A 23,493-nucleotide genomic window follows, 5' to 3' on the forward strand; every position below is an offset into this window, starting at 1 on the left:
CCTCCTTACGCGGGCAGGTTCGCGGCGCGCTGCGCGGCCTCCGGGTTGGGGGTCTGCGGCATGACACCGCCCCCCATCCGCCAGCAGGACTCCGAGCACCGCGCACACATGTCCGCGCACGCCTTCAGCAGCCTGTCCTCGCCCAGGCGCGCGCAGGACTCCGCGCAGCGCCCGCAGACCTCCGAGCACGCGAAGCAGGTCCGGGAGTGGAGCTCCGAGCCACGCAGCATGAAGTTCGCGCTCGTCTGGCAGATCTCCGCGCAATCCATGAGCAGGCGCAGGTGCTTCGCCTCCGCATGCCTGCCACCCTTCCCCAGACAGTACGTCAGTGTCTCCAGGCAGACGCGCTGACAGGCCAGGCAGTCCTCGATGCACTGGCTCAACTCGGTGTCGAACGTCATCACCTCGGCAGGGGCCATGGGCTCCACCTTTCAGGGTCGCGGGGTTGGACCTCAACGGTGGGCATCCCCCAAGGCCCCTCCCTGGACCCCAGACGGGCCGCCTGCACCCCATGCGTCCTAGAGCTTCAGCTTCCGCAGCCGGAGCGCGTTGCCGATGACGGACACCGACGACAGGCTCATGGCGGCGCTGGCGAAGATGGGGCTCAGGAGCAGGCCGAAGACGGGGTACAGCACTCCGGCGGCCAACGGCACCCCCACCGCGTTGTAGATGAAGGCGAAGAAGAGGTTCTGCCGGATGTTGCGCAGCGTGCCCTGACTCAGGCGGCGAGCCCGGGCGATGGCGCGCAGGTCCCCCTTCACCAGCGTCACCGCCGCGCTCTCCATGGCGATGTCCGTCCCCGTGCCCATGGCGATGCCCACGTCCGCCTGCGCCAGCGCGGGCGCGTCGTTGACGCCGTCCCCCGCCATGGCCACCACGCGGCCCTCCCGCTGAAGCCGATGGACGGCGTCGCCCTTCGCCTCGGGCTGCACGCCGGCGATGACCTCGGTGATGCCCAACCGGCGCGCCACCGCGTCCGCCGTCGTCTGGCTGTCCCCCGTGAGCATCACCACCCGGAGCCCCTCCGCGCGCAGCAGCGCCAGGGCCTCCGGCGTGGAGTCCTTCACCGGGTCCTCCACGCCCAGCGCGCCCGCCACCTGCCCGTCCACCGCCACCAGCACCACCGTCTGGCCTTCGGCCCGCAGCGCCTCGGCGCGGCCCGCCAGCGGCCCCACCTCCACCGGGAGCGTCTCCATCAACGCCGCGTTGCCCAGCGCCACCTCGGCCCCCTCCACGCGCCCCGTGACGCCCTTCCCCGTCAGTGAGCGGAAGTCCTCCACCGGCGACACGGGCGCGCCCCGCGCCTTCGCGCCCGCGACGATGGCGGACGCCAATGGATGCTCGCTGCCACGCTCCAGGCTCGCGGCCAGGTGCAGCAGCCGCGTCTCATCGAAGCCTCGCGCGGGAAGCACCGTCACCAGGCGCGGCTTGCCCTCGGTGAGCGTGCCTGTCTTGTCCACCACGAGCGTGTCCACCGCCTCCAACCGCTCCAGCGCCGCCGCGTCGCGGATGAGCACCCCCGCCTGGGCGCCGCGCCCCGTGCCCACCATCACGGACATGGGCGTGGCCAGTCCCAGCGCACAGGGGCAGGCGATGATGAGCACCGCCACCGCGTTCACCACCGCGTGCGCCAGCCGGGGCTCGGGGCCCCAGAGGGCCCACACCCCGGCCGTCACCACCGCCACCGCGATGACTCCCGGAACGAAGACGGCCGCCACCTTGTCCGCGAGCCGTTGGATGGGCGCTCGCGTCCGCTGCGCCTCGCTCACCCGCTGGACGATTCGCGACAGCAGCGTGTCCTGCCCCACCCGCTGCGCCCGCATCACCAGCGAGCCCGTCCCATTCACCGTGCCGCCCGTCACCTGCGCGTCCGGGCCCTTCTCCAGCGGGAGCGATTCCCCCGTCACCATCGATTCATCCACGGCGCTGGCGCCTTGAAGCACCACGCCGTCCACGGGGACCTTCTCTCCCGGGCGGACACGCAGCGTGTCGCCGGGCTGGACCTGCGTGAGAGGGACGTCTTCCTCGTGTCCCTCAGCGTCGATGCGCCGGGCCACCGCGGGTGCCAGGCTCAGCAGCGCGCGCAACGCCCCCGACGTGGCGTGCCGGGCCCGCAGCTCCAGGACCTGCCCCAGCGCGACCAGGGTGACGATGACGGCGGCGGCCTCGAAGTAGAGCGGCGCGGTGCCGCCGTGCCCCGTGCGCAGGCCTTGCGGCAGGGCCTGGGGCAGCAGCGTGGCGAAGACGCTGAAGAGATACGCCGCGCCCGTGCCCAGCGCGATGAGGGTGAACATGTTCAGGTGCCGGTTGCGCACCGATGCCCAGCCGCGCTGGAAGAAGGGCCACCCGGCCCAGAGCACCACCGGCGTGGCCAGCACGAGCTGCGCCCAGGCCAGCACGCTCGCGGACACCGCGTGCTGCACCGGCTGACCGGGAAGCATGTCCGACATGGCCAGCACGAGCAGCGGCACGGTGAACGCCAGCCCCACGCGGAAGCGCAGCCGCATGGATTGGAGCTCCGGGTCCGGCGCCTCCTCGGGCAGCACGGTGCGCGGCTCCAGCGCCATGCCGCAGACAGGGCAGCTCCCCGGGCCGTCCTTCACCACCTCCGGGTGCATGGGGCACACGTATTCGACGTGGGTCCGTGGCACGGGCGGCGCCTCGGGCTCCAGCGCCATGCCGCACTTCGGGCAGGCCCCGGGATGCGACTGCCGGACCTCCGGGTCCATGGGGCAGACGTACACGGCGCCGGGCGCGGCGGGTGCTGGCACGGCCTCCGCCGACGAGAGATACCGCTCCGGGTCGGCGCGGAAGCGCTCCCGGCACTTCGGGTTGCAGAAGGAATAGGTGTGGCCGGCGTGCTCCCACCGTCCGCCCCGCGGGGCCTCTGGGTCGACCGTCATTCCGCAGACGGGGTCGAAAGCGGGCGCCTCTCCGGACGGAGAGGGAGGAGGCAGGTGGGAATGTGGCGCGTGGGGGTGCGAATGGGGCTGAGACATGGCGCTGGGAGGCTCCTTTCGCCCAGGCCAACGAAGCACCCGGTCGGCTCTTACAGGGTGTCTTCCCTGAGGTAATTCCTCCTGTGCCCACGGGCATTTACTTCGGACACAAACAACGTAGCCTCCTGCCATGGCAGGCCGTCGCGAACCCCTGGACGAGGAGCAGCGAGCCCTTCACGACTCATGGGACACGGTGCTCCGCACGGTGGGCCGGGTGGTGCTGGGGACGGTGCTCATCTGGGGCGTGTGCTCGGCGCTGCGCTACGGCGTCCACGCCACCAGTGACACGCTGCTCGCGTTCGCCGCGGGGCGGGTCCTGTGGTGGGCGCCGCTGGTGCTCGCGGCGGTGCTGCTGCTGGGGGGCTGCTGCGCGGGTTGCTCAACCGCCGGCCTGGCTGGAGTGACGTGGCGTCGGACGGCGTGAATGTCGCGCTGGCCAACTACCACATCACCTACGAGGACCCGGCGGACGACCCACGCCCGCGCTACTCCCTGCCAGCCATCGGGCTGGCGCTCCGCAAGGCGTTCGCGACGCTGCTGACGTTGGGCACCGGGGCGTCGGGCGGCCTGGAAGGCCCCGTGGTGCTGGTGGGCGAGTCCCTGGGCGCGGGCGTGGCCCGGCTGACGCGCGCCCGCTCCGAACACACGCTGCGCACCTGTCAGCTCGCGGGCATCACCGCGGCGGTGGGGACGCTGCTCAATGCCCCCTTCGCCGCGGCGCTCTTCGCGCTCGAGGTCGTCTACGGCAACCGCATCGTCTACCGGAAGCTGGCGTATTGCCTGCTGGCGGCCGTCATCACCTACGCGCTCAACAACCGCCTCTACGGCTTTCGCCCCATCTTCGTGGCACCGCCCCACGCGCACACGTACACGCTGGGCGAGTATGGGCTCACCGCGCTGGTGGCCGTCGCGGTGTCCGCGCCCATCGCGCTGCTGTTCGGTCTGACGATGAAACACACGCGCCAGGTGGTGGAGCACGTCAGCCCCGTGCTCCGAGGCGCCATGGGCGCGCTGTGCACGGTGCTGGTGGCCGGAGGGCTCTTCTACGGCGTGGGCATGGACTTCCGGCACGTGCTGGGCATGGGCGAGCACACCATCACCCAACTGCTCGCGAACACGCCGGGGCCGCTGACCCAGTGGTGGTTCCTGCTGCTCATCGTGGGAGGGAAGCTGCTCACCACGGGGTTCACCGTGCAGTCGGGCGGCTCCGCCGGCATGCTCATTCCCAGCATGGTGCTGGGCGGCGTGTCTGGCGCGGCCACGGCGCAGCTCCTCGCCTCCGTGGTGGGGGCCGGGTCCGCGGATGTGACGGTGTTCGTGGTGGTGGGCATCGCCTCCGCGCTGGTGGCGGTGGTTGGCGTCCCGCTGGCCGCCATTGCCCTGGTGCTGGAGGTGTTCGGCTCCGCGTATGGGCCGCCCGCCGTCCTCGCCTGCTGCGTCACGTACGTGCTGACGCTGCGGCTGTCCGTCTACAACGAGCAGCGCCACGTGCGGGCGGAGGAGCCCATCGCGAGCACGTGAAGCCAGGCGCGCCCACCGCCAAGGGCGCTTGGCCCCTGGCGGCCCGCGCCCGCCAATCAGGCCACGCCGATGTGGTAGTTGAAGATGGTCTTTCCGGACGAGCCGAACCCATTGATGGGGGAGATCTTCAAGTCGAACACGCCGGCCGTGCTGCCCGAGGAGGCCACCTCGAAGCGGAACTCCTCCTTCGGGTACTGGCTGCTGAACTCCAGGTCGGACTGGAGCCCCTTGAAGTACTTCGCGAGCTGCTCGAAGTCTTCCTGGCTGATGGTGTACCGGTGCGTGTCAGGGAAGTTCGGAGAGGGCTGGTCGTACAGACCGATGGCGGCGAAGCCTCGCTGGTACGCCGAGGCCTTGAGGCACTGCCGCAACTGCATCTCCGCCTGCCAATAGCTCTCCATGTTCCGCGCTCCCTGAAGGTGAGGTCCTGGAACGCCGCTTGTCAGGCGTTGCCGGTGCCGCTTGCATTAAAGCTTTGAAAAGCCTTGCCTGTAAACGCTCCGGGCCCTTGTTCACCCATGCTGAAACCGGGTTGCGGAAGCCCCATCATGGTGAGTTGGCCGGGTCCGAGAAGCGCGGGTCCGTCAGGAAGACCGGGTCGGTGAGTGACTCGAGGAACGCCAGCACGTCTTCCTTCTCCTGCGCCGTCAGGGTGAAGCCCCGGACGAAGCCACTCTGGAGCGGGCTGGCCTCTCCGCCGCTCACCCGCCGCGCGTGCCCTCCCGCCGCGTAGTGGTCCAACACGTCCGACAGCGTCTCCAGACTGCCGTCATGCATGTACGGGCCCGTGACGGCCACGTTGCGCAGCGACTGCGCCCGGAAGCGGCCCATGTCCTCCGCGCGGCCCGTCAGCTCGATGAGCCCCGGGTCCGTTGCGGGATACGTCCCCTGCCCGTCCTCGTTGTAGAGGCCCGTGTTGTGGAAGGGCAGGATGGGCTCGGACGTCGTCTCGTGGACCGTGGCGTCCTGGAAGTTGAAGCCGGAATGGCAGTGGTCACACTCCAGCCGCTCGGAGAAGAACAGCTCCATGCCCCGCTTCTGCTGCCGGGTCATCGCGTCCACTTCATTGCCGTAGATGTAGCGGTCGTACGCGGAGTTGCCTGAGATGAGTGAGCGCTGGAACGACGCCAGCGCGCGCGTCAGCGTGGCCACCGACACTGGCTCCGCCGCGTCTGGAAACGCGCCCTGGAACTCCGCCGCCAGCGCCGCGTCCGAGCGCAGCCGCTCCAGCAGCTCCGGCTCCCGGTCACCAAAGCCCAGCTCCACGGGCTCCTTGCCGAACAAGGGCACCAGGGCCTGCGCCTCCAGCGAGGTGAGCGCGGGATTCGCCCACGTGAGGCTGGTGACGTAGGCCACGTTGGCCAGGCCCTGTGCGTTCCGGCGGTGCACGTGCCCCGTGCTCCCCACCGAGGTGACGCGGCCGTCCGTGAAGGCCCGCGCCTGCTCGTGACAGGAGGCACAGGACTGCGTGCCGTTCTGGGACAGGCGCACGTCGTAGAACAGCCGCCGCCCCAACCGCACCTTCGCCTCCGTCATCGGGTTGTCCGCGGGCACCCGAGGCGTGGGGAACCCCGCCGGCAACTTCCAGTCATAGGTCTCCGCCCCGCTGCCATCGCCGCCACAGCCCGCGCCCAGCCAGGCCAGCGCCGTCAACAGCCCCACTCGAGTTCCCACGCGCCAGGTCATGACGTTCCCTCTACTCCGCCTTGAAGAACACCTGGGCACCGGGCGCGGCCGTCTGGCTCCGGTGCGTCAGCCCCATCCGACTGAAGATGGGCGCGCAGTCCGGGTCCGTCTGCTGCGACATGCACCCCACGGAGGTGTTGGGCACGTCCGCGTTCTCGTCCAGGTTGGAGCCCGCGAAGAGCGCGCCCAGGTCCAGCACCACCTTGCCGGACTCCAGGTTCAGCGAATCCAACGCCACCTCCGGGCGGTTGCCGAACGTACACCCCGCGGTGCCCTGCGTCTGTCCCTCCGGCGGCGGCGCGCAGTCGGTGCTCCCCAGGTGCATGACGTGGCCCTCGGGCAGCCCCCTCGTCCGGCCCTCGATGCGCGTGTAGAGATAACCGGAGCGCCAGCTCCAATAGAGGCTCGTGTCGTTCAAGGGCGCGGGCGCCGTGGACACGTCCAGGTGGTTGAGCGTCTCCGGCACGCCCAGCTTGAAGCGCAGGCCCGTGTAGCTGCCCTCCGGCACCGTGCCGACGATGCGCAGGTTCGTCGCCTCCGTGCCCTGGGTGCACTGCCCCGACTTGTCGGCGAAGTCGAGCAGCGCCGTGCCCTGCGTCTGCCAGCGGCGGTCCTCCGTCAGCGTCAGCGCAACCTCGTCTCCATCCGCCGTGACGAGCCGGATGTCGTGGAGGTACACGCGCAGGTCCATGGGCTCGTACGTCGTCCCCGTCGTCCCCACCCCGGTATAGGTGCGGCCACATGCGAAGGGCTCGCTGCCCACCCGCGCCTCGAAGGGGATGGCCACGTCCATGCGGGGTTCGTCGACATCACAGCCCAGGACGCCCAACAGCAGGAAGGGGAAGGAACGGACGACGTGGCGACGAACGGACGGCATGGCGGGCTCCCGTGAAATGGAGTCTCCGCGTAACGCAATCACGCCAGGCGGAGAACGTGGCATGTTGCCACAGCCCCAGGTCCTTGCTCGATGACGGGCAGCAGGCGAGCGTGGCCTCACGCGCCTTGCATGTTGTAGCCGGATTCACCAAAGGGTTTGAGCCGGTCCAGCCAGAGCGCCTCCAGCACCGCCAGCTCCTCCTTCGCGTCCACGCCGGGCTCCTCGGAGGGCTTCAGCACATCGAGCACCTCGAAGGTGAACTGCGCCTCGCCGTAGCGCCGCCAGTCCTCCAGCAGTGTGGGGAGGCGGTCCATGCCCGTCGTCAGCTCGAAGCGGATGCGGTTGAGCATGCCCTGGACGTTGGCGCTCGCGCCCACCAGCACCTTGCCGTTGGCGAGGCACCGCACCGCGTACACCCCCATGGGAGGCGGTGCCTCCTTGTAGGAGCGCTTCAGCTCGGAGCGGCGGGACGTACGGCCAGGGGTCTGCGCGGATTCATCCGTGGACATGGAGGACCTCGTTTCGGAAACAGCGGGAGAAGTGGAGGCGTGCGACGCCGTGAGCAGAGAGAGCTTCGCTGCGAGCCGAGACCAGGCTTCCGCATCCCTGGGCGCCAACCAGTCACGGCCCATGCGCGCCCAGTCGGCATCCGTGGGGTCCGCGCCCAGCGCTTCGAGGAGGCTGGCCTCACAGACGAAGAACTGCTCGCGGTACGGGAAGAGGAAGCCGCCCTCCGTCCGCAGCGAGGCGGCGGCCTCCGCGTAGGAGGTGAACCAGCGATTGAGATGGGCGCCGCCGACGCGAGAGAGCAGGTGCTCGAAGTCGACGCGCGGAGGCCCGGCCTCACCCTCGCGAGCGGCCTTCAGTTCCACCCACGTGGCGTGCCCCTGCTCCCGCGCGATGACGGCCAACGCGTGCTTGCGGCGCACGGTGTCCTTGCGCGCGAGCACCTCGCCCAGGGACAGGCCCGCGAAGCCCGGCAGGACGCGCAGTCGCTCCGCGGCCCTGGCGGCGCGCGCGGCCTCCGGCGCGTCCAAGTCCTTGAGCAGGATGGACGCGCGAACCTTGCATTCCTGGAGGGAGAGGGGTGCTGCGGTGGAAGCGTCGGTTCCCATGAAAAGTCCCTTGGCGCCGGCCCTCACCCGATTGTGGGCCGTGGAAGGAACTCATCGAGAACTGTCGAGCTGCCGGGAACTGCGAGGGTGACGTCGTCTTTTCGGGCAGGCGCCCCTCGGCACCTGCGCGTGAGTTAACGAGGGCGCCGCTTCGGGTGCAAGCGCTTTCAGGCCCCGGGCGGGCAGCCCACGGAGTTCCCGCCTCCCTGGCCGGCTGGCTTGCACGTGCAGTCCAGGCACCCGTGCGAAGCGCAGGTGCCGCAGCTTCGTTCGAGCTGCTTCTTGAGCGCCTGACGCGCCCGGTGCAGCCGCACGCCCGCGTTGTTCGCGGTGATGCCCGCCTCGCGCGCCACCTCCGGAACGCCTCGCTCCTCCAGGTCCACCTGCCGGAGGATGTCCGCGTACTCCGGCTTCAGCGTGGGGAGCAGCTCGCCCACGCAGGCGCAGACGGCCTGCTTCAACTCCGCGTCCACGGAGGTCTCCTCCACTTCACGCGCCTCGCGCTCCAACGCGCGCCCCTCCGCCGCGCTCCGGCGGTAATGGTCCACGAGCGCGTTGCGCAGCAGGCGGTAGAACCACGTCACCGCGCCCTCGCCATCCCGCAGCGCCCCGCCCTTCTCCAACGTCTTCACGAAGGCCGTCTGGAGGAGCTCCTCGGCGATGGCGCGGCTGCCCACGCGCCGCTCCAGGAAGCCGAGGAACTGGCGGTGGTTGTCCACCAACGCACGCACCACCTCGTCGCTCAGGTCCTCGGTCCGCGTCACGTCGTGCTCCTTCCCCTGCGTCATCTGCCCATCTCCGCGCGTGTTTTCAACGCGTTGACACCGGCGAGCGCCCTGGGCACCGGGCATTCCCATCAAATCCTGACGTGAATGGAAGCTGCCGTGACGGAAGTGAAACCACGTGAGGCATTGACAGACACCCGGATCCACGTTTATTTCGTCCGCAGCATCAAGAGCGGTCCCGCCTCGCGCGGTGGCCCGACAACCTGGAGACGGACCTCCAAGGTGTCCAAACGATGCGGCTCGGGGAGCAGGGGCTCCACGAGCAATCCAAGTGTCCGAGGCCGGAGGACTCCTCCAGCGCTCGGTGAGAGAGGACCTCCGTGGTTCCATCCACCTGCTCCGCACCGTCCGTTACCGCTCACGCGTCGCGCATGAACCACCACGTCCTCGTCGCGCATCGAATGCGTCGGCCCGGCGGCATGCACTAGCCCGCCAGGGCTCCCTTCCCAGCACCTTCTTCCTTCTTGCCGTGGGCGCGTGAGCGCCGCGTCCAGCCGGCGTGTGTCCGGGGCGCGGTGCCATGTCTGCCCTTCGCTTGCGACGCGGGGCCACGCGGCCCGTTCGAGTTCGAGGTTCTCCATGAGCAGCACGTCTTTGCAGGTGATGAAGTTCGGCGGTTCGTCCGTGGGTGCGCCCGCGCGGCTTCGCCAGGTCGTCGAGCTGATTGGACAACACGCGAAGCGCGGCCCCCTGGCGGTGGTCGTCTCCGCGATGGGCGACACCACCGACTGGCTGCTGGACGCGGCCCGGCTCGCCACGGAGGGAGACCTGGAGGGCTCGCTCACCGTGGCCACGCGCATCGCGGACCTGGCGAAGGCCAACGTCGCGGCGCTCGCGCCCGCGCGGGCCACCGTGCTGGCGGAGCGTGTCGATGCGCTCCTCTCTCCGCTGCGGCAACTGCTCCAGGGCATCTCCCTCACGCGGGAGTGCTCGGCCCCCACGCGAGACCGGGTGCTGTCCTTTGGAGAGGTCGTCTCCGCGACGCTGCTCGCGGAGCTGCTCACGGCCCACGGCACCGCCGCGGCGTTCCGCGATGCGCGGCAACTGCTCGTGACGGATGAGCGCTTTGGCGCGGCGCGGGTGGACCTGGTGCGCACGCGGGAGCGGCTGCAAGCCGCGGCGGAGACATGGGGCGGCGAGGTGCCCGTCATCCCCGGCTTCATCGCCGCGACGCCGGACGGCCGCACCACCACGCTGGGCCGCAATGGCTCCGACTACACCGCCGCGCTGGTGGCCCAGGGCCTGGGCGCGACGGAAGTCACGGTGTGGACGGACGTGCTCGGGCTGCACACGGCGGACCCGGACCTCGTCACGGACGCGTACCCCGTGGCGCACCTCACCCACGGCGAGGGCCTGGAGCTGGCCGCGGTGGGCGCGCGCATGCTGCACCCGCGCACGATGATTCCCCTCATCGAGTCCGGCATCTCCCTGCGCATCCGCAACACCATGGAGCCGGAGCACCCGGGCACGCTCATCGACGCCATCGGTTCACGAGACGGCCAGCGCCCCGCGTGCATCGCGACGCGCGAGGACCTGGCGCTGCTCGGCATCGAGGTGCGCAAGCTGTCGGACCAGTTCCAGCTCGGCGAGCGGGTGCTGGCCGCGCTGCGCCAGGCGAACGTGACGGTGTGGATGACCGCGCAGTCCGCCAATGGCCAATCCCTGGCCGTCGTCGTCCCCCGCGCCGACGCGGAGCACGCGCGGACCGTGCTCGCCGCGGAGCTGGCCCAGGAGCTGTCCCGCCGCGAGGTGGAGCCGCTGGAGGTGCGCCAGCCGGTGACGCTGCTGACGCTGGTCGCCGAGACGATGGGCCATGGCGTCAACGTGGCCGGACGCTTCTTCAGCGCCCTGGGCGCGGTGGGCGTCAATGTGCGCGCCAGCGCCCAGGGAGCCAGCTCGCGCTCGCTGTCGTGTGTCGTCGACGCGGCGGACACCGCCATCGCGGCGCGCACCACGCACGCGGCCTTCAACCTGGCCCATCAGCAGGTGAGCCTCTTCGTCCTCGGCCACGGCACGGTGGGCGGGCAGCTCCTGGCGCAGCTTCGGGCGCAACAGGCGCTGCTCCGGGACAAGCACGGCATCGCGCTGCGCGTCGTGGGCATCGCTGACAGCAAGCGTGCCCTCTTCGAGGCCTCGGGGTTGTCGCTGGAGGGGCTGGAGGCGCGGCTGTCGCGCGAGACGCCCGAGGCGCCGGAGACGCGCTCCCTGGTGCCGCTGCTGGAGGCGCTGCGGCGACTGCCCGTGCCCATCCTGGTGGACTGCACCGCCGCAGGCGGGCTGGAGACGCTCTACACGGAGGCCTTCCAGCGCGGCATCCACGTGGTGGCGGCGAACAAGAAGCCGCTGGCGCTCCCGTGGGAGGCGCGCGAGGCGCTGCTGGCCACGGCGCGGAGAAACCACGTCGCGTACCACTACGAGACGACGGTGGCCTCCAGCCTGCCCGTCATCGACACGCTGGCGAACCTCGTGCGCACGGGGGACACGGTCCACCTCATCACCGCGTCGCTGTCCGGCAGCCTGGGCTTCATCTGCAACGAGCTGACGGCGGGCGTGCCGCTGTCCCGGGCCGTCCGCGCCGCTCGCGAGCGGGGCTACACGGAGCCCGACCCGCGCGAGGACCTGAGCGGCACGGACGTCGCGCGCAAGGCGCTCATCCTGGCGCGGGAGCTGGGCCTGCCGCTCTCGCTGGCCGACGTGGCGTTGGAGCCCTTCGTCACCACGCGGGAGGGAACTTCCGTGGACGCGTTCTTCCAGGAACTGGCGCAGCAGGACGCGGCCTTCGAGGAGCGCGTGGCCCGCTGCCGGCAAAGCGGCACCGTGCCGCGCTACCTGGCCCGCATCGACCCGTCGAAGGCGGGCACCGGCAGTCCCGTCATCCGCGTGGGCACCGTGAACATCGAAGCGGGCCACCCCGCCGCGCACCTCCGCGGCTCCGAGTCCTTCGTGTCTTTCACCACCACCCGCCACAGCGACTTCCCGCTCACCGTCCGCGGCGCGGGCGCGGGCGGCGCCGTCACCGCCTCCGGTGTGCTGGCCGACATCCTCCGCATCTCCCAGACGCTGCGGGGCCGCTGAGCGCGCGCCTTCGAAGGAGCCCTTCCATGAAACTCGCCACCGCCCTCGTCCATGCCGGCGTGCGCCGCGATGCCGCCACCGGCGCCGTCTCCGTCCCCATCTACCAGTCCGCCACCTTCCAGCACCCCGCGCTCGGGCAGTCCACGGGCTATGACTATTCGCGCACGAAGAACCCCACCCGCTCCGCGCTCGAGGACGCGCTGGCGCGGCTGGAGGGCGGCAGCCGTGGCCTCGCCTTCAGCTCCGGCATGGCCGCGCTGCACTGCGCGCTCCAGCTCTTCGGCCCACAGGACCACGTCCTGCTCACCGAGGACCTCTACGGCGGCACATACCGGCTGGTGGACCGCCTCCTCCACGTGCCCTGCACCTTCGTGGACACCTCGCGTCCCAGCGCCGTGCGGGACGCGCTGCGCCCCAACACCCGCGCCATCGTCGTGGAGACGCCGACGAACCCGATGATGCGCACGGCGGACATCGCCGTGCTGGCGGACATCGCGCGCAAGGCCGGGGCGCTGCTCATCGTCGACAACACCTTCCTCACGCCGTGGCTGCAACGCCCGCTGGAGCTGGGCGCGGACATCGTCGTGCACAGCGCGACGAAGTACCTGTCCGGGCACAACGACGTCGTCGCGGGCGCGCTCGTGGCCAAGGACGCCGCGCTGGGCGAGAAGCTCGCGTTCATCCAGAACGGCATCGGCGCGATTCTGGGTCCGCAGGACGCGTTCCTCGTGATTCGCGGCCTGAAGACGCTGGCCCTGCGCATGGAGCGGCACCAGTCCAACGCGCGCGAGGTGGCCGCGTGGCTGCGCGCCCATCCCGCCGTGGAGCGCGTCTTCTATCCCGGCCTGGGCGGCATGCTGTCCTTCACCGTCACGCAAGCGGCCCTGGTGCCCCAGGTGCTCGCGTCCGTGCAGTTGTGTCTCTTCGCCGAGTCGCTCGGCGGCGTGGAGACGCTCATCACCTACCCCACCACCCAGACCCACGCCGACATCCCCGCCGAGCGCAGGGAAGCGCTGGGCATCTCCGACCGGCTGCTCCGGCTCTCCGTAGGAATCGAGGACTCCCATGACATCATCGCCGACCTGGCCCACGCGCTTCGCGACCCGTCTGCTGCACACGGGGCATGAGCAGGACCCCGCGACGGGCGCCGCCGCCGTCCCCATCTACCAGGTGTCCATGTTCGACCAGCCGGGCCTGGAGACGCCCGGCGAGTTCGACTACGCGCGCTCCGGCAACCCCACGCGCAAGGCGCTGGAGGGCGTGCTCGCCGCGCTGGACGAGGGCGCCGCGGCCTTTGCCTTCAGCTCCGGCATGGCCGCGGTGTCCAACGTCCTGATGCTCTTCAGCGCGGGCGACCACCTCGTCGTCACCGATGACTGTTACGGCGGCACCTACCGGGTGCTCACCCGCGTCTTCAGCCGCTTCGGACTGCAGGCCACCTTCGTGGACACCAGCAACCCGGACGCGGTGCGCGCGGCCCTGCGCCCCAACACGAAGGCGCTCTTCGTGGAGAGCGTGAGCAACCCCTTCCTCAAGCGCACCGACATCCCCGCGGTGGCCCGCATCGCGAAGGAACACGGGGCGCTGCTCATCGTGGACAACACCTTCCTGTCCCCGTGCCTGTCGCGCCCGCTGACCGAGGGCGCCGACGTCGTGATTCACTCCGCCACCAAGTACCTGGGCGGCCACAGCGACGTCATCGCCGGGACGGTAGCGGTGCGGACGCCCGCGCTCGCGCAGGAGCTCGGCTTCCTGCAGAACGCGGTGGGCGCGGTGCTGGGCCCCCAGGACTGCTTCCTCCTCCAGCGGGGCATCAAGACCTTGCAGGTTCGGCTGGAGCGGCAGGTGCAAACGGCGAAGGCGTTGGCGAAGTGGCTCGCCAGCAGGCCGGAGGTGGAGCAGGTCTTCTATCCGGACACCGGCGCGGTGGTGTCGTTCCGGCTGGCCCGCGACACGCTGGCGGCGCCCTTCGTGGAGTCGCTCCAGCTTCCGCTGCTGGGCGTGTCACTGGGCGCGGTGGAGAGCATCGTCACAGTCCCCGCGCGGCACTCGCATGCCGCCGTCCCCGCGCCGGAGCGGCAGCGCCGAGGCATCACGGATGGGCTCATCCGTTTCTCCGTGGGACTGGAGGAGCTGGAAGACCTGCAAGAGGACCTCGCCCAAGCGTTCGCGAAGGCCCTGCGCGTGGCGGCCTAGGCCGTCAGGTTGACAGGCCGCGTCAGCTCCATTACCTGTCTGCGCCGATGCTCACTGGTTGCGCCATGTTCGGACCCTGTTTCGGAGGCATGTGTTGTCATGCTTCCACGGGTCCGTCCGTTCGCGCGCGCTGAGCCTCCCTCACCCCACGAACCGATGTTCCCCTGGACCGGCCTTCCCCTGGCGCGTCCAGGACCGGGCCGCCCACCGCGTGCACTCGCGCGCGGTCCCCCTCTCACCCGACGCGGTTTCCCAGGAGCAGTGCACGTGATTGCCTTTCGCGGGGTCAGCAAGGTCTACACATCGGGCGGGCGCGAGGTCGCCGCGCTGAGGAACGTGTCCCTCCGGGTCGAGGCGGGCGAAGTCCACGGGGTGCTGGGACAGAGTGGCGCGGGCAAGTCCACGCTCATCCGCTGCGCGAACCTCCTGGAGCGGCCGAGCCAGGGCACGGTCCACGTCGATGGTCAGGACCTGCTGGCCCTGAGCCCCGAGGCGCTGCGCAAGGCGCGCCAGAGCATCGGGATGATCTTCCAGCACTTCAACCTCTTCCCCTCGAAGACGGTGGCCGCGAACGTCGCCTATCCCCTGGAGGTCGCGGGCGTCCCACGCGCCCAGGTGCGCGAGCGCGTGGAGGAGCTGCTCTCCCTGGTGGGGCTGTCCGACAAGGCGCTGGCCTATCCCGCGCAACTCTCCGGAGGACAGAAGCAGCGGGTGGGCATCGCGCGGGCGCTGGCGCCCCGTCCCCGCGTCCTGCTCTCCGACGAGGCCACGTCCGCGCTGGACCCGGAGACGGCGCGCTCGGTGTTGGAGCTGCTGCGCGACATCAACCGCCGGCTCGGCGTGACGCTGCTGCTCATCACGCACCAGATGGACGTGGTGAAGGCCATCTGCGACTCGGCATCGGTGCTGGAGCGAGGACGGCTGGTGGAGCAAGGCAAGGTGACGGAGCTGCTCGCCCGTCCCGGCACGAGGCTCCATGAGCTGTGCTTCCCGCCTTTCTCCACGGGGACGGAGGCGCCCACCGGCCGGCGCGTGGCGTTGACGGTGGCGGGTGAGAACGCGCGGCGGCCCCTGCTCTCCACCCTGGCGCGCCAGTTCGACGTGGATGCCCTGCTGGTGGAGGGCGCCGTGGAACGCGTGGGCGCCATTCGCGTGGGCCGGCTGCTCTTCGACCTCCAGGGCACCGCCGACGCCGTGAGCCAGGCCCTCACCTATCTGCGTGAGCAGGGCCTGACGCCCGAGGAGGTTCCCCATGGATAGCCAGCTTCCGCGCATGCTCGGCGTGGCCACCGCGGAGACGCTCTACATGACGTCCGTGGCCGCGCTGCTCGTCCTCCTCGCGGGCGTTCCCCTGGGCGTGCTGCTGGTCATCACCGACCGGGGCGGGCTGTGGGAACGTCCCGCGTTGAACCGGGTGCTGGGCGCGCTCGTCAACGTGGGCCGCTCCATCCCGTTCATCATCTTGATGGTGGCCATCGTCCCGCTCACCCGCTTGCTGGTGGGCACCACCATTGGCACCACCGCCGCCATTGTCCCGCTGGTGGTCGCGGCCATTCCCTTCATGGGCCGCATCGTCGAGCAGAGCCTGCGCGAGGTGGAGCACGGCCTGGTGGAGGCCGCCATCGCCATGGGCTCCACCCACCGCCGCGTCATCTTCCAGGTGCTCATCCCGGAGGCGCTGCCGTCGCTCGTGCGCGGCACGGCGATCATGGTCATCAGCCTTCTGGGCTACAGCGCCATGGCCGGCGCGGTGGGCGGCGGCGGCCTGGGCGACCTCGCGGTGAAGTACGGCTACATGCGCTTCCGCACCGACGTCATGGTGGGCTGCCTCGCCGTGCTGCTGGTGCTGGTGCAGTTCGTCCAGTGGTTCGGTGACGTGCTGGCCTCCCGCTTCGAGCCCGCTGGCGCGCGGACCTCTCGCTGAAACGTCTTTCACCCGCTTCCTTCCCGAAGTCCTTGGAGTCCCCCGTCATGAAGTCCCCTTCTCGTTCCCTGCTCACCCCGCTGCTGCTGGCCGTGAGCGTGCTGCTCGCGGCCTGCCAGAAGCAGGAGGCGTCTTCGGGCGAGTCCTCGAAAACCCGCGCCTTGAAGGTCGGCGTCAATCCGGTGCCGCACGGCGACATTCTCCGCGCCGCGGCCGCCGTGGCGCTGCGCGACGGCGTGCGCGTGGAGGTGGTGGAGTTCACCGACTACATCCAGCCGAACATCGCGCTCGCGGAGGGAGACCTCGACGCCAACTACTTCCAGCACGTGCCCTACCTGGAGCGCTTCGCGGGCGACCGGAAGCTCGCGCTGACCAGCGCGGGGGCCGTGCACCTGGAGCCGCTGGCGCTCTACTCCACGAAGTTCAGCCAGCTCGCGGAGCTGCCCGAAGGCTCGCAGGTGACGCTGCCCGCGGACCCCAGCAACCTGGCGCGGGCGCTCCGGCTGCTCGAGGCCCAGGGCCTGCTGCGCCTGAGCGACGGGGCTGGTGCCACGGCCACGGTGAAGGACGTGGTGGGCAACCCGCGCAAGCTCGACCTGCGCGAGATTGATGCGGAGCAGCAGCCGCGCACCCTGGAGGACGTCGCCGCCGCCGTCATCAACGGCAACTACTTCCTGGAGGCCCAGAAGCACCTCCGGCTGGACGCGAAGGTGCTGGCCCGCGAGTCCGCGAAGCAGAATCCCTACGCCAACGTGCTCGCCGTGCGGCGGGGCGACGAGGCCCGTCCCGAGGTGCAGGCGCTGGTCAAGGCGCTCCACTCCGAGGAGGTGCGCCAGCACATCGAGTCCCGCTACGCCGGCGCGGTGGTGCCCGCCTTCTGACGCGCACGTCTTCCTTGCGCTCCATGTCGTGCCCGAGCATGACTTGGGCACACGGGACGCAGGGGCCCTGCCCCGCCGAGCGAAGGAGCGAGCACATGGCCTTGCGGTTCAGGAACCTCGATGGCACCGGGCCGCAGCCCTTCAGCAGCGTCTTCAAGTGGGCCGTGGCGGACAAGCTCGCGGGGCGCCGGCGCAAGGCCCCCGCCCGCGCCGACGTGCCTCGCGTGGAGCCCGACCTCGCGGTGCTCGCCACCCCACCCGCCGCGGGAGAGGGCGCCCGGCTGACCTGGCTGGGGCATGCGAGCTGGCTCGTCCAGTTGGACGGCGTGTCGCTGCTCATCGACCCCGTGCTGCGCGACACCATCAGCGGCGTCATCCGGCGCAACGTCCCGCCCGGTGTCCCGGTGGAGAAGCTGCCGCCCATCACCGCGAGCCTCGTCTCCCACAATCACTACGACCACCTGGACCTGCCCACGCTCGAAAAGGTCGGCGCGCCCATCGTCACCGGGCTGGGCCACCTGCCCGTCTTCCGGGGCTCGGGCCTGTCCGTCACGGAGCTGGACTGGTGGCAGGCCACGAAGGTGGGCGACGTCACGGTGCACTTCGTGCCCTCGCAGCACTGGAGCCGCCGGGGCCTCAACGACGTCAACGAGATGCTCTGGGGCGGCTTCATCATCGAAGGCTCCAGCGCTCGCGTGTTCCACTCCGGGGACACCGCCTACTTCGAGGGGTTCAAGGAGATTGGCCAGCGCTACCCGGGCATCGACGCCGCGCTGCTGCCCATTGGCGCGTATGACCCGGCGTGGTTCATGAGCCGCCAGCACATGAACCCCGAGGAGGCCGTGCAGGCCTTCGAGGACCTGGGCGCCTCGCGCTTCTTCGCCATGCACTGGGGCACCTTCAAGCTGACCGACGAGCCCCTGGACGAGCCGCCCCGCCGCCTGGACGCGGAGTGGACCCGGCGCGGACTGGCGCGGGAGCGGGTCGAGGTGTTGCCAGTAGGTGGAACACGCACCGTGCGCCACGGTTGAAACCCATCAGGGCCTATGTTGTGGGAGGGGCATGCTCCTGCCCACCCTCCTCGCCCTGACACTGCATCAGGCACCGCCGCTCACCACCGTCTCCGAACAGAGTGGTTGGACGCGCACGGGCCGCTACCCGGAAGTGGAAACCCTCTGCCGCGCCTTCCCCAAGGCGTATCCGGGGAAGGTCCGCTGCGACACGCTCGGCACCACGCCGGAGGGGCGCCCGATGCTCGCGCTCGTCGCCAGCGCGGATGGCACGCTCACCCCCGCCGCCGCGGCGAAGAAGCAGCGCCCCGTCGTCTTCTTCCAGGGCGGCATCCACTCGGGCGAGATTGACGGCAAGGACGCGGGCTTCTGGCTGCTGCGCGATTTGCTCGCGGGCAAGGAGCAGCCCGGCGTGCTCAAGCGCGTCACCGCCGTCTTCGTGCCCGTCTTCAACGTGGACGGACACGAGCGCTTCGGCCCCAACCACCGGCCCAACCAGAACGGTCCCGAGGAGATGGGCTGGCGCGCCACCGCGCAGAACCTCAACCTCAACCGCGACTACGCCAAGGCCGAGGCCCCGGAGATGGTGGCCCTGCTGAAGTACCTCCATGCGTGGGACCCGCTCGTCTACGCGGACCTGCACGCCACCAACGGCGCCAAGTTCGAGCACGACGTGTCCGTGGGCCTGGAGCCGCAGCAGTCCGGCCCCGCACCGCTGCGGGCGCTGGGCGTGAAGCTGCGCGAGGAGCTCTTCACCGAGCTGGAGTCCCAGCAGCACCTGCCGGTGCCCTTCTACCCGTCCTTCATCGAGGACGATGACCCGAGCTCCGGCTTCGCCTACGGCGTGCCGCCGCCGCGCTTCAGCCATGCCTACTGGGCCGCGCACCGCCGCTTCGGCGTGCTGGTGGAGACGCACTCCTGGAAGCCCTACGCGGAGCGCGTGAAGGCCACCCGCGACGTGGTGGCGGGCCTGCTGCGGTTGGTGGCGCGCGACGGCGCCACGCTGCGCGCCGCGGTGAAGGCGGCGGACACGGAGGCCGCGGCCGGCAAGACGCGCGAGGTGGTGCTCGCGTGGAAGAACACGGAGCAGCGCCGCACCATCGACTTCCGGGGCTATGCGTACGAGCGCGGCGCGTCCGACCTCTCCGGCCAGACCTGGATTCGTTACGACGACACGAAGCCCCAAATCTGGCAGGTGCCCTACTTCGACACGATTCAGCCCGTGCTCACCGCCACGCTGCCCGCCGGCGGCTACCTGGTGCCCCCCGCGCACGCCGCCTGGGTGGAGGCGAAGCTCGCCGCGCACGGCCTCCGCTCGCAGCGCGTCACCCGGCCCGTGGCCAGCGCGCAGGTGGAGCGCTTCCGCACCACCGACTGGAAGTGGAGCACCCAGTCCATGGAGAACCGGCAGACGCTCAACGTGAAGGGAACGTGGGAGCCGCAGACGCAGGCCGTGCCCGCGGGCACGCTGTACATCCCCGTGGCCCAGAAGGGCGTGGAGCTGGTGGCCCACCTGCTGGAGCCCCAGGGCGCGGACTCGCTGCTGTCGTGGGGCTTCTTCAACGCCCACTTCGAGCAGAAGGAGTACGTCGAGGACTACGTGCTGGAGCCCTTCGCGCGGGAGCTGCTCGCGAAGGACGCCACCGTGAAGGCGGAGTGGGACGCGAAGCTGAAGGACCCGGCCTTCGCCAAGGACGCCCGCGCCCGCCTGCGCTTCTTCTACGAGCGCCACCCGGCCCGTGACACGCAGCTCCGCGTCTACCCCGTGCTGCGCATCCAGGCCGCGCCCGAGGGACTGACGGCGGTGAAGGCCGCGAAGCCGTAGCGAGGGAGCGCGACCTCCTGAAATGAAGACGCCCCGGAGCCATGTGGCCCCGGGGCGTTTTCATTCAAACCCGCTGACTCCGGCCCCCTTCATCCACGAAGGCCGGAGCGTGGCGCATCATCAGCCGATGCGGCCTTCGCAGGCGCAGGTGCTCTGGTTGCAGGTCGCGTTCGGACCGCAGCCGCCGCAGTCCGACTTGCACACGCAGGCGCAGGCGTTGGCGTCCGGCTGGTACCGGTCACCGCAGCTCAGCGCGCCCGTGTCACACACGCAGCCGCAGGCGTCCTGGCTGAACGTGTAGCCCGGAGCACAGGAGGCCGACTGGCGGCACGTGCAGGAGCAGGTGTCCGTGTTGCACGTCTCGTAGGTGCCACACGCGCCGCCGCAGTCCGGCGCGCAGGTGAAGGCGCACACCGCGGGGTCCGTGTTGCAGACCTGCCCCGGATCACCGCCGCCGCCGCAATCCGACGGGCACTCGCACCGGTCCGTGGTGCGGTTGCACGTCAGCTTGCCTTCGCAGAAGTCCGGGTCGTTGGGGTCATGGTACGGGTCCGCCGCGCAAGGCGCGGGGATGCCATCCGGGTTCGGCGTGCGGTCCGTCCAGTAGCGGTAGGACAGCGCCGCCTGGGTGGTGCCCGGCGTCTGCGGACGGCAACCGCCGAAGAACGACACCGCGCGGCTGATGCCGTCCACGTCGAAGCCGTGGGTGCGGCTGCGCGGCAGGTCCGCCGGCGTGGGGCACTGCGACGCGTTCGCCACGGAGTCCATGGCCACCTTCAGCGAGGCGCCGATGGGCGGCTTCTGCGTCCGGTAACCCACCGAGGCGATGACGCTGTCGATGATGGCGTTGATGGTGGTGGTGATGGACCCCGAGTCACGGATGGAGCCGTACACACCGCCGGTGGCCTGGATGATGTCCAGGTGGCGCGGGTTCCGGGGGTCCTCCTGGTTCTGGCACCAGGTGCTGGTGTCAGCCGTGGCGTTCTCATGCGGGCAGAGGATGCCGTGCACGTCGATGGGCTGATTCAGCGGATTGCGGTTCGTCTCCACCTGGTTGCCCGTGCCCAGGAAGTACTGGGTATACGTGTTGACGGTGTCGGAGGACTGGTCCCGCGTGTCCGTCAGGATGACGACCACGACCTTGGCGCCCGCGCGGAAGCGCGTCTCCGGCGAGCCACCGGCGGAGGCCAGGAGGTTGATGACGGCGCGAGCGGCCTGCAGCGGACGCTCCGTGCCGTTGCCGCTCTGCCCCACCCAGCACTGGGCGTTGGCGGAACACGTCGTCTGCTCGGAGCCCGGGGGAATGGTGATGCCAGAGCACTGGCCGCCACTACACGTGCTGTTCTGCGACAGCCAGGCGCGGAACTGATTGATGTTCTGCGTGAAGCCACGCAGCAGGCCCGAGTTCGACCCACTGCCGTAGGTATAGGTGGTGGTCACCATCGACAAGCGCCAGTCCAGCGTGGCGTTGGCGAGCTTGTCCGCCACCGCCGTGGCCGCGTTGGCCAGCGACTGCTGCGACGAGGCCATGGAGCCGCTGTCGTCCACCACGAAGATGAAGTCCACCATCGCCCGACGCACGGTGAACTTCTCGCACTGGACCGCGTCCGTGTCGCCGAACTGCGCCAGCGCCGAGCCGCCCGCCGTGTCCGCCGTCGTGAAGAGGCTGCCCGCCTCGTTGTAACGGGACGTGGGGGTGATGGCGAGCACCACCACCACGCTCTGGTCGGAGCGGTGGACGTACTGCGCCTGCATGGTGAACGGACCGGTGATGCCCGCCGTGCCCGGCAGCTCCCCGGTGCTCCCGGGCACCAGCGAGCGAACCAGCGTGTTGGTGTACGTCTTCAGGTCGGCGTTGCCAGTCAGGGCATAACGCGCCGACAGCGCGGCGTAGCCATCCCAGGTGGTGAACGTCTGCTGGAAGTCACGCGTGGCGGAGTTGAACGACGCGGTGCGGATGCCCGCCTCGTCGCCCGTGGGCGTCGACGATGAGCCCACGCGGCCCCGCTTGTACGCAATCACCGTCACCTGCTTGGTGGCGTCCCAACCGATGATGCCCGCCGCGGTGTTGCCGTCGCGGATGGTGCGCAGGTTGGCGTCCGTGAAGGTGGACGGCAGCGCCAGCCGCAGGTCCGCGCCGTTCTCCTCCTTGAACGTCACCGTGCGCAGGTTGGACGTGCGGCACGCCTGGCCCGCCGGCGTGTTGGCCGCGCCGTCGCTGGGGTCGTTCGGGTTCAGCTCGCCCTCGTCCACGCGGCCGTTCTGGTTGGCGTCCTCGGCGCCGTCCTGGATGCCGTCGCCGTCCGTGTCCGGGTTCAAGGGATTGGTGGTGGTGGTCGGGTCCTCATCGCCCAGGTAGCCGCAGTCCTGACGCGGCGCCTGCGCCGTCGTCACGCCCACCTCCAGGCCGTCCAGCAGGCCGTCGCCGTCCGTGTCCGGGTTGGTCGGGTCCGTCTCGCCCGGGTCCACGCGGCCGTTGCCGTTGGTGTCCTCGCCGCGGAAGCCATTGCGGCCCGGGCCATCCTGCAGGCCGTCACAGTCCGTATCCGTCAGGCGGGGGTCCGTCTCACCGGAGTCCACGCGGCCGTTGCGGTTCTTGTCCTCGACGCCGTCGGGGATGCCGTCGCCATCCGTGTCCGGGTTGTTCGGGTCCGTACCCGTCGCGATCTCAATGTGGTCCGGGATGCCGTCGAAGTCCGAGTCCAGCACCGCCGCGGCGCAGTCCGCCACGCGCGGGTCCGTCTCGTTGCCGTCCACGATGCCGTTGCGGTTGACGTCCTCGTCACCGTCGCTGCACGTGTCGCCGTCCGTGTCCGGGTTCAGCGGGTCGGTGCCCGTGCGCACCTCCAGGCCGTCATCCAGACCGTCGCCGTCCGTGTCGCGCTTGCGCGGGTCCGTCTCGCCGGGGCTCACCACGCCGTTGCGGTTGGCGTCCTCCTCGCCGTCCGCGAGGCCGTCACCGTCCGAGTCGATGGCGTTCGGGTCCGTCTCACCGGGGTCCCTGCGGCCGTTGCGGTTGAGGTCCTCCAGGCCGTCCGGGATGCCGTCGCCGTCCGTGTCCGCCAGCACCGGCGAGGTGCGCGTGCTCGGGTCCTGGTCACCGGGGAAGTTGCAGCGAGGGTCGACGCTGGTCGTGCGGCCCAGCTCCACGCCGTCACGGATGCCGTCGCCGTCCGTGTCGCGCAGACCGGGGTCCGTCTTCAGGCCGCCGGGGTACACCGTGGAGAACTCCTCCGCGTCCGTCAGGCCGTCGCAGTCAGAGTCCTTCGTCGCATTGTCCGGGTCGTCGATGTCCGTGGGCACACGGCCTGGATCCGGATCCGGGTCGGGGATGATGCCCGCGTCCTCTTCGCCAGGACCGGCATCCGTGCCGCCGTCGCCACCGCCACCACCACCACCACCGTCTTCGTTCGGTTGTGGATTGGGGTCAGGGTTGCTCCCACCTTCGCAGCCAGTCAGCAACGACGCTGCCAGCAACGCGCAGGTGAAGTACCGCATCAAGGAGTTGCGCATCGTCTTTGACTCCAATGACTCCGACTCCAAATGGGGGGGGTGAGTCGAAGCAGACTTCCATTGTAGAGAACAATGCAGGACTTTCC

The 23,493-nt window shown here is 70.4% G+C and carries 18 protein-coding genes and 1 riboswitch; of the genes, 10 read left to right on the forward strand and 8 right to left on the reverse strand.

Annotated elements, in window-relative coordinates; translation table 11 throughout:
* Nucleotides 1-5 precede the first annotated feature (5 nt).
* Together A176_RS29055 and A176_RS29060 are read right to left on the reverse strand one after the other, a co-directional pair.
* Entirely contained in the window at nt 6-419 is a 414-nt protein-coding gene (locus A176_RS29055) for a four-helix bundle copper-binding protein (protein WP_044889297.1), read from the reverse strand.
* Nucleotides 420-518: 99 nt separating this feature from the next.
* Nucleotides 519-2,999, reverse strand: a complete 2,481-nt coding sequence (locus A176_RS29060; protein ID WP_044889296.1) for a heavy metal translocating P-type ATPase — start codon at nt 2,997-2,999, stop codon at nt 519-521.
* Nucleotides 3,000-3,129: 130 nt separating this feature from the next.
* Between A176_RS29060 and A176_RS40275 the strand changes: the two genes are divergently transcribed.
* Together A176_RS40275 and A176_RS29065 are read left to right on the forward strand one after the other, a co-directional pair.
* On the forward strand, nt 3,130-3,423 hold the full coding sequence (locus A176_RS40275) for a hypothetical protein (protein ID WP_226994014.1): 294 nt from the start codon (nt 3,130-3,132) through the stop codon (nt 3,421-3,423).
* Nucleotides 3,405-4,520 carry a chloride channel protein gene (locus tag A176_RS29065; protein ID WP_226994015.1) on the forward strand — a complete coding sequence of 372 codons (1,116 nt, stop codon included), beginning with the start codon at nt 3,405-3,407 and terminating at the stop codon, nt 4,518-4,520. The genes A176_RS40275 and A176_RS29065 overlap by 19 nt, the downstream gene beginning before the upstream one ends.
* A 56-nt stretch (nt 4,521-4,576) precedes the next feature.
* On the opposite strand, the gene A176_RS29070 is transcribed toward A176_RS29065, so the two are convergent.
* From A176_RS29070 to A176_RS29090, 5 genes are all read right to left on the reverse strand, one after another.
* The gene (locus A176_RS29070; RefSeq protein WP_002635734.1) at nt 4,577-4,921 is read right to left on the reverse strand and encodes a hypothetical protein; all 345 of its coding nucleotides are present in this window, start codon (nt 4,919-4,921) and stop codon (nt 4,577-4,579) included.
* A gap of 145 nt (nt 4,922-5,066) precedes the next feature.
* Complete coding sequence (locus A176_RS29075; protein ID WP_044889295.1) at nt 5,067-6,206, reverse strand: methanobactin export MATE transporter MbnM; 1,140 nt, start codon at nt 6,204-6,206, stop codon at nt 5,067-5,069.
* 10 nt (nt 6,207-6,216) lie between these two features.
* A complete protein-coding gene (locus A176_RS29080; RefSeq protein WP_002635732.1) occupies nt 6,217-7,083 on the reverse strand; it encodes an MbnP family copper-binding protein in 867 nt (288 codons plus the stop codon).
* A gap of 116 nt (nt 7,084-7,199) precedes the next feature.
* Nucleotides 7,200-8,198 carry a GIY-YIG nuclease family protein gene (locus A176_RS29085; RefSeq protein ID WP_002635731.1) on the reverse strand — a complete coding sequence of 333 codons (999 nt, stop codon included), beginning with the start codon at nt 8,196-8,198 and terminating at the stop codon, nt 7,200-7,202.
* 167 nt (nt 8,199-8,365) lie between these two features.
* Nucleotides 8,366-8,986, reverse strand: a complete 621-nt coding sequence (locus tag A176_RS29090) for an RNA polymerase sigma factor (protein ID WP_002635730.1) — start codon at nt 8,984-8,986, stop codon at nt 8,366-8,368.
* A gap of 155 nt (nt 8,987-9,141) precedes the next feature.
* A riboswitch (SAM-I-IV-variant riboswitch) is annotated at nt 9,142-9,263 on the forward strand.
* 299 nt (nt 9,264-9,562) lie between these two features.
* Here A176_RS29090 and thrA point away from each other — a divergent pair.
* The 8 genes from thrA to A176_RS29130 all read left to right on the forward strand — a co-directional run bounded on the left by thrA (nt 9,563) and on the right by A176_RS29130 (nt 19,894).
* On the forward strand, nt 9,563-12,058 hold the full coding sequence (gene thrA, locus A176_RS29095) for a bifunctional aspartate kinase/homoserine dehydrogenase I (RefSeq protein WP_044889293.1): 2,496 nt from the start codon (nt 9,563-9,565) through the stop codon (nt 12,056-12,058).
* 26 nt (nt 12,059-12,084) lie between these two features.
* Nucleotides 12,085-13,185 (forward strand): trans-sulfuration enzyme family protein, encoded by a 1,101-nt coding sequence (locus tag A176_RS29100; protein WP_002635727.1) that lies wholly within the window; start codon nt 12,085-12,087, stop codon nt 13,183-13,185.
* A complete protein-coding gene (locus tag A176_RS29105; protein WP_044889292.1) occupies nt 13,124-14,254 on the forward strand; it encodes a trans-sulfuration enzyme family protein in 1,131 nt (376 codons plus the stop codon). Before A176_RS29100 ends, A176_RS29105 begins: the two co-directional genes overlap by 62 nt.
* A 267-nt stretch (nt 14,255-14,521) precedes the next feature.
* Complete coding sequence (locus tag A176_RS29110; RefSeq protein WP_002635725.1) at nt 14,522-15,514, forward strand: methionine ABC transporter ATP-binding protein; 993 nt, start codon at nt 14,522-14,524, stop codon at nt 15,512-15,514.
* Nucleotides 15,507-16,178 (forward strand): methionine ABC transporter permease, encoded by a 672-nt coding sequence (locus A176_RS29115; protein ID WP_002635724.1) that lies wholly within the window; start codon nt 15,507-15,509, stop codon nt 16,176-16,178. The genes A176_RS29110 and A176_RS29115 overlap by 8 nt, the downstream gene beginning before the upstream one ends.
* 47 nt (nt 16,179-16,225) lie before the next feature.
* Nucleotides 16,226-17,059, forward strand: coding sequence for a MetQ/NlpA family ABC transporter substrate-binding protein (locus tag A176_RS29120; RefSeq protein WP_002635723.1), 834 nt, complete (start codon nt 16,226-16,228; stop codon nt 17,057-17,059).
* 95 nt (nt 17,060-17,154) lie between these two features.
* Nucleotides 17,155-18,090, forward strand: a complete 936-nt coding sequence (locus tag A176_RS29125) for an MBL fold metallo-hydrolase (RefSeq protein WP_002635722.1) — start codon at nt 17,155-17,157, stop codon at nt 18,088-18,090.
* 31 nt (nt 18,091-18,121) lie between these two features.
* Entirely contained in the window at nt 18,122-19,894 is a 1,773-nt protein-coding gene (locus A176_RS29130; RefSeq protein WP_002635721.1) for a M14 family metallopeptidase, read from the forward strand.
* Nucleotides 19,895-20,014: 120 nt separating this feature from the next.
* Here the strand turns inward: A176_RS29130 and cglD are convergent, their stop codons facing one another.
* Nucleotides 20,015-23,407, reverse strand: a complete 3,393-nt coding sequence (gene cglD / locus A176_RS29135; protein ID WP_002635720.1) for an adventurous gliding motility lipoprotein CglD — start codon at nt 23,405-23,407, stop codon at nt 20,015-20,017.
* Nucleotides 23,408-23,493: the final 86 nt, after the last annotated feature.

The sequence above is a fragment of the Myxococcus hansupus genome, from assembly GCF_000280925.3.
In the GTDB taxonomy this organism is placed as follows: domain Bacteria; phylum Myxococcota; class Myxococcia; order Myxococcales; family Myxococcaceae; genus Myxococcus; species Myxococcus hansupus.

Excerpts from the sequence above, each read along its gene's own strand:
- A176_RS29055 (WP_044889297.1), bottom strand. The coding sequence starts at position 419 with ATGGCCCCTGCCGAGGTGATGACGTTCGACACCGAGTTGAGCCAGTGC.
- A176_RS29060 (WP_044889296.1), bottom strand. The coding sequence starts at position 2,999 with ATGTCTCAGCCCCATTCGCACCCCCACGCGCCACATTCCCACCTGCCT.
- A176_RS40275 (WP_226994014.1), top strand. The coding sequence starts at position 3,130 with ATGGCAGGCCGTCGCGAACCCCTGGACGAGGAGCAGCGAGCCCTTCAC.
- A176_RS29070 (WP_002635734.1), bottom strand. The coding sequence starts at position 4,921 with ATGGAGAGCTATTGGCAGGCGGAGATGCAGTTGCGGCAGTGCCTCAAG.
- A176_RS29075 (WP_044889295.1), bottom strand. The coding sequence starts at position 6,206 with ATGACCTGGCGCGTGGGAACTCGAGTGGGGCTGTTGACGGCGCTGGCC.
- A176_RS29080 (WP_002635732.1), bottom strand. The coding sequence starts at position 7,083 with ATGCCGTCCGTTCGTCGCCACGTCGTCCGTTCCTTCCCCTTCCTGCTG.
- A176_RS29085 (WP_002635731.1), bottom strand. The coding sequence starts at position 8,198 with ATGGGAACCGACGCTTCCACCGCAGCACCCCTCTCCCTCCAGGAATGC.
- A176_RS29090 (WP_002635730.1), bottom strand. The coding sequence starts at position 8,986 with ATGACGCAGGGGAAGGAGCACGACGTGACGCGGACCGAGGACCTGAGC.
- thrA (WP_044889293.1), top strand. The coding sequence starts at position 9,563 with ATGAGCAGCACGTCTTTGCAGGTGATGAAGTTCGGCGGTTCGTCCGTG.
- A176_RS29100 (WP_002635727.1), top strand. The coding sequence starts at position 12,085 with ATGAAACTCGCCACCGCCCTCGTCCATGCCGGCGTGCGCCGCGATGCC.
- A176_RS29105 (WP_044889292.1), top strand. The coding sequence starts at position 13,124 with ATGACATCATCGCCGACCTGGCCCACGCGCTTCGCGACCCGTCTGCTG.
- A176_RS29115 (WP_002635724.1), top strand. The coding sequence starts at position 15,507 with ATGGATAGCCAGCTTCCGCGCATGCTCGGCGTGGCCACCGCGGAGACG.
- A176_RS29120 (WP_002635723.1), top strand. The coding sequence starts at position 16,226 with ATGAAGTCCCCTTCTCGTTCCCTGCTCACCCCGCTGCTGCTGGCCGTG.
- A176_RS29125 (WP_002635722.1), top strand. The coding sequence starts at position 17,155 with ATGGCCTTGCGGTTCAGGAACCTCGATGGCACCGGGCCGCAGCCCTTC.
- A176_RS29130 (WP_002635721.1), top strand. The coding sequence starts at position 18,122 with ATGCTCCTGCCCACCCTCCTCGCCCTGACACTGCATCAGGCACCGCCG.
- cglD (WP_002635720.1), bottom strand. The coding sequence starts at position 23,407 with ATGCGCAACTCCTTGATGCGGTACTTCACCTGCGCGTTGCTGGCAGCG.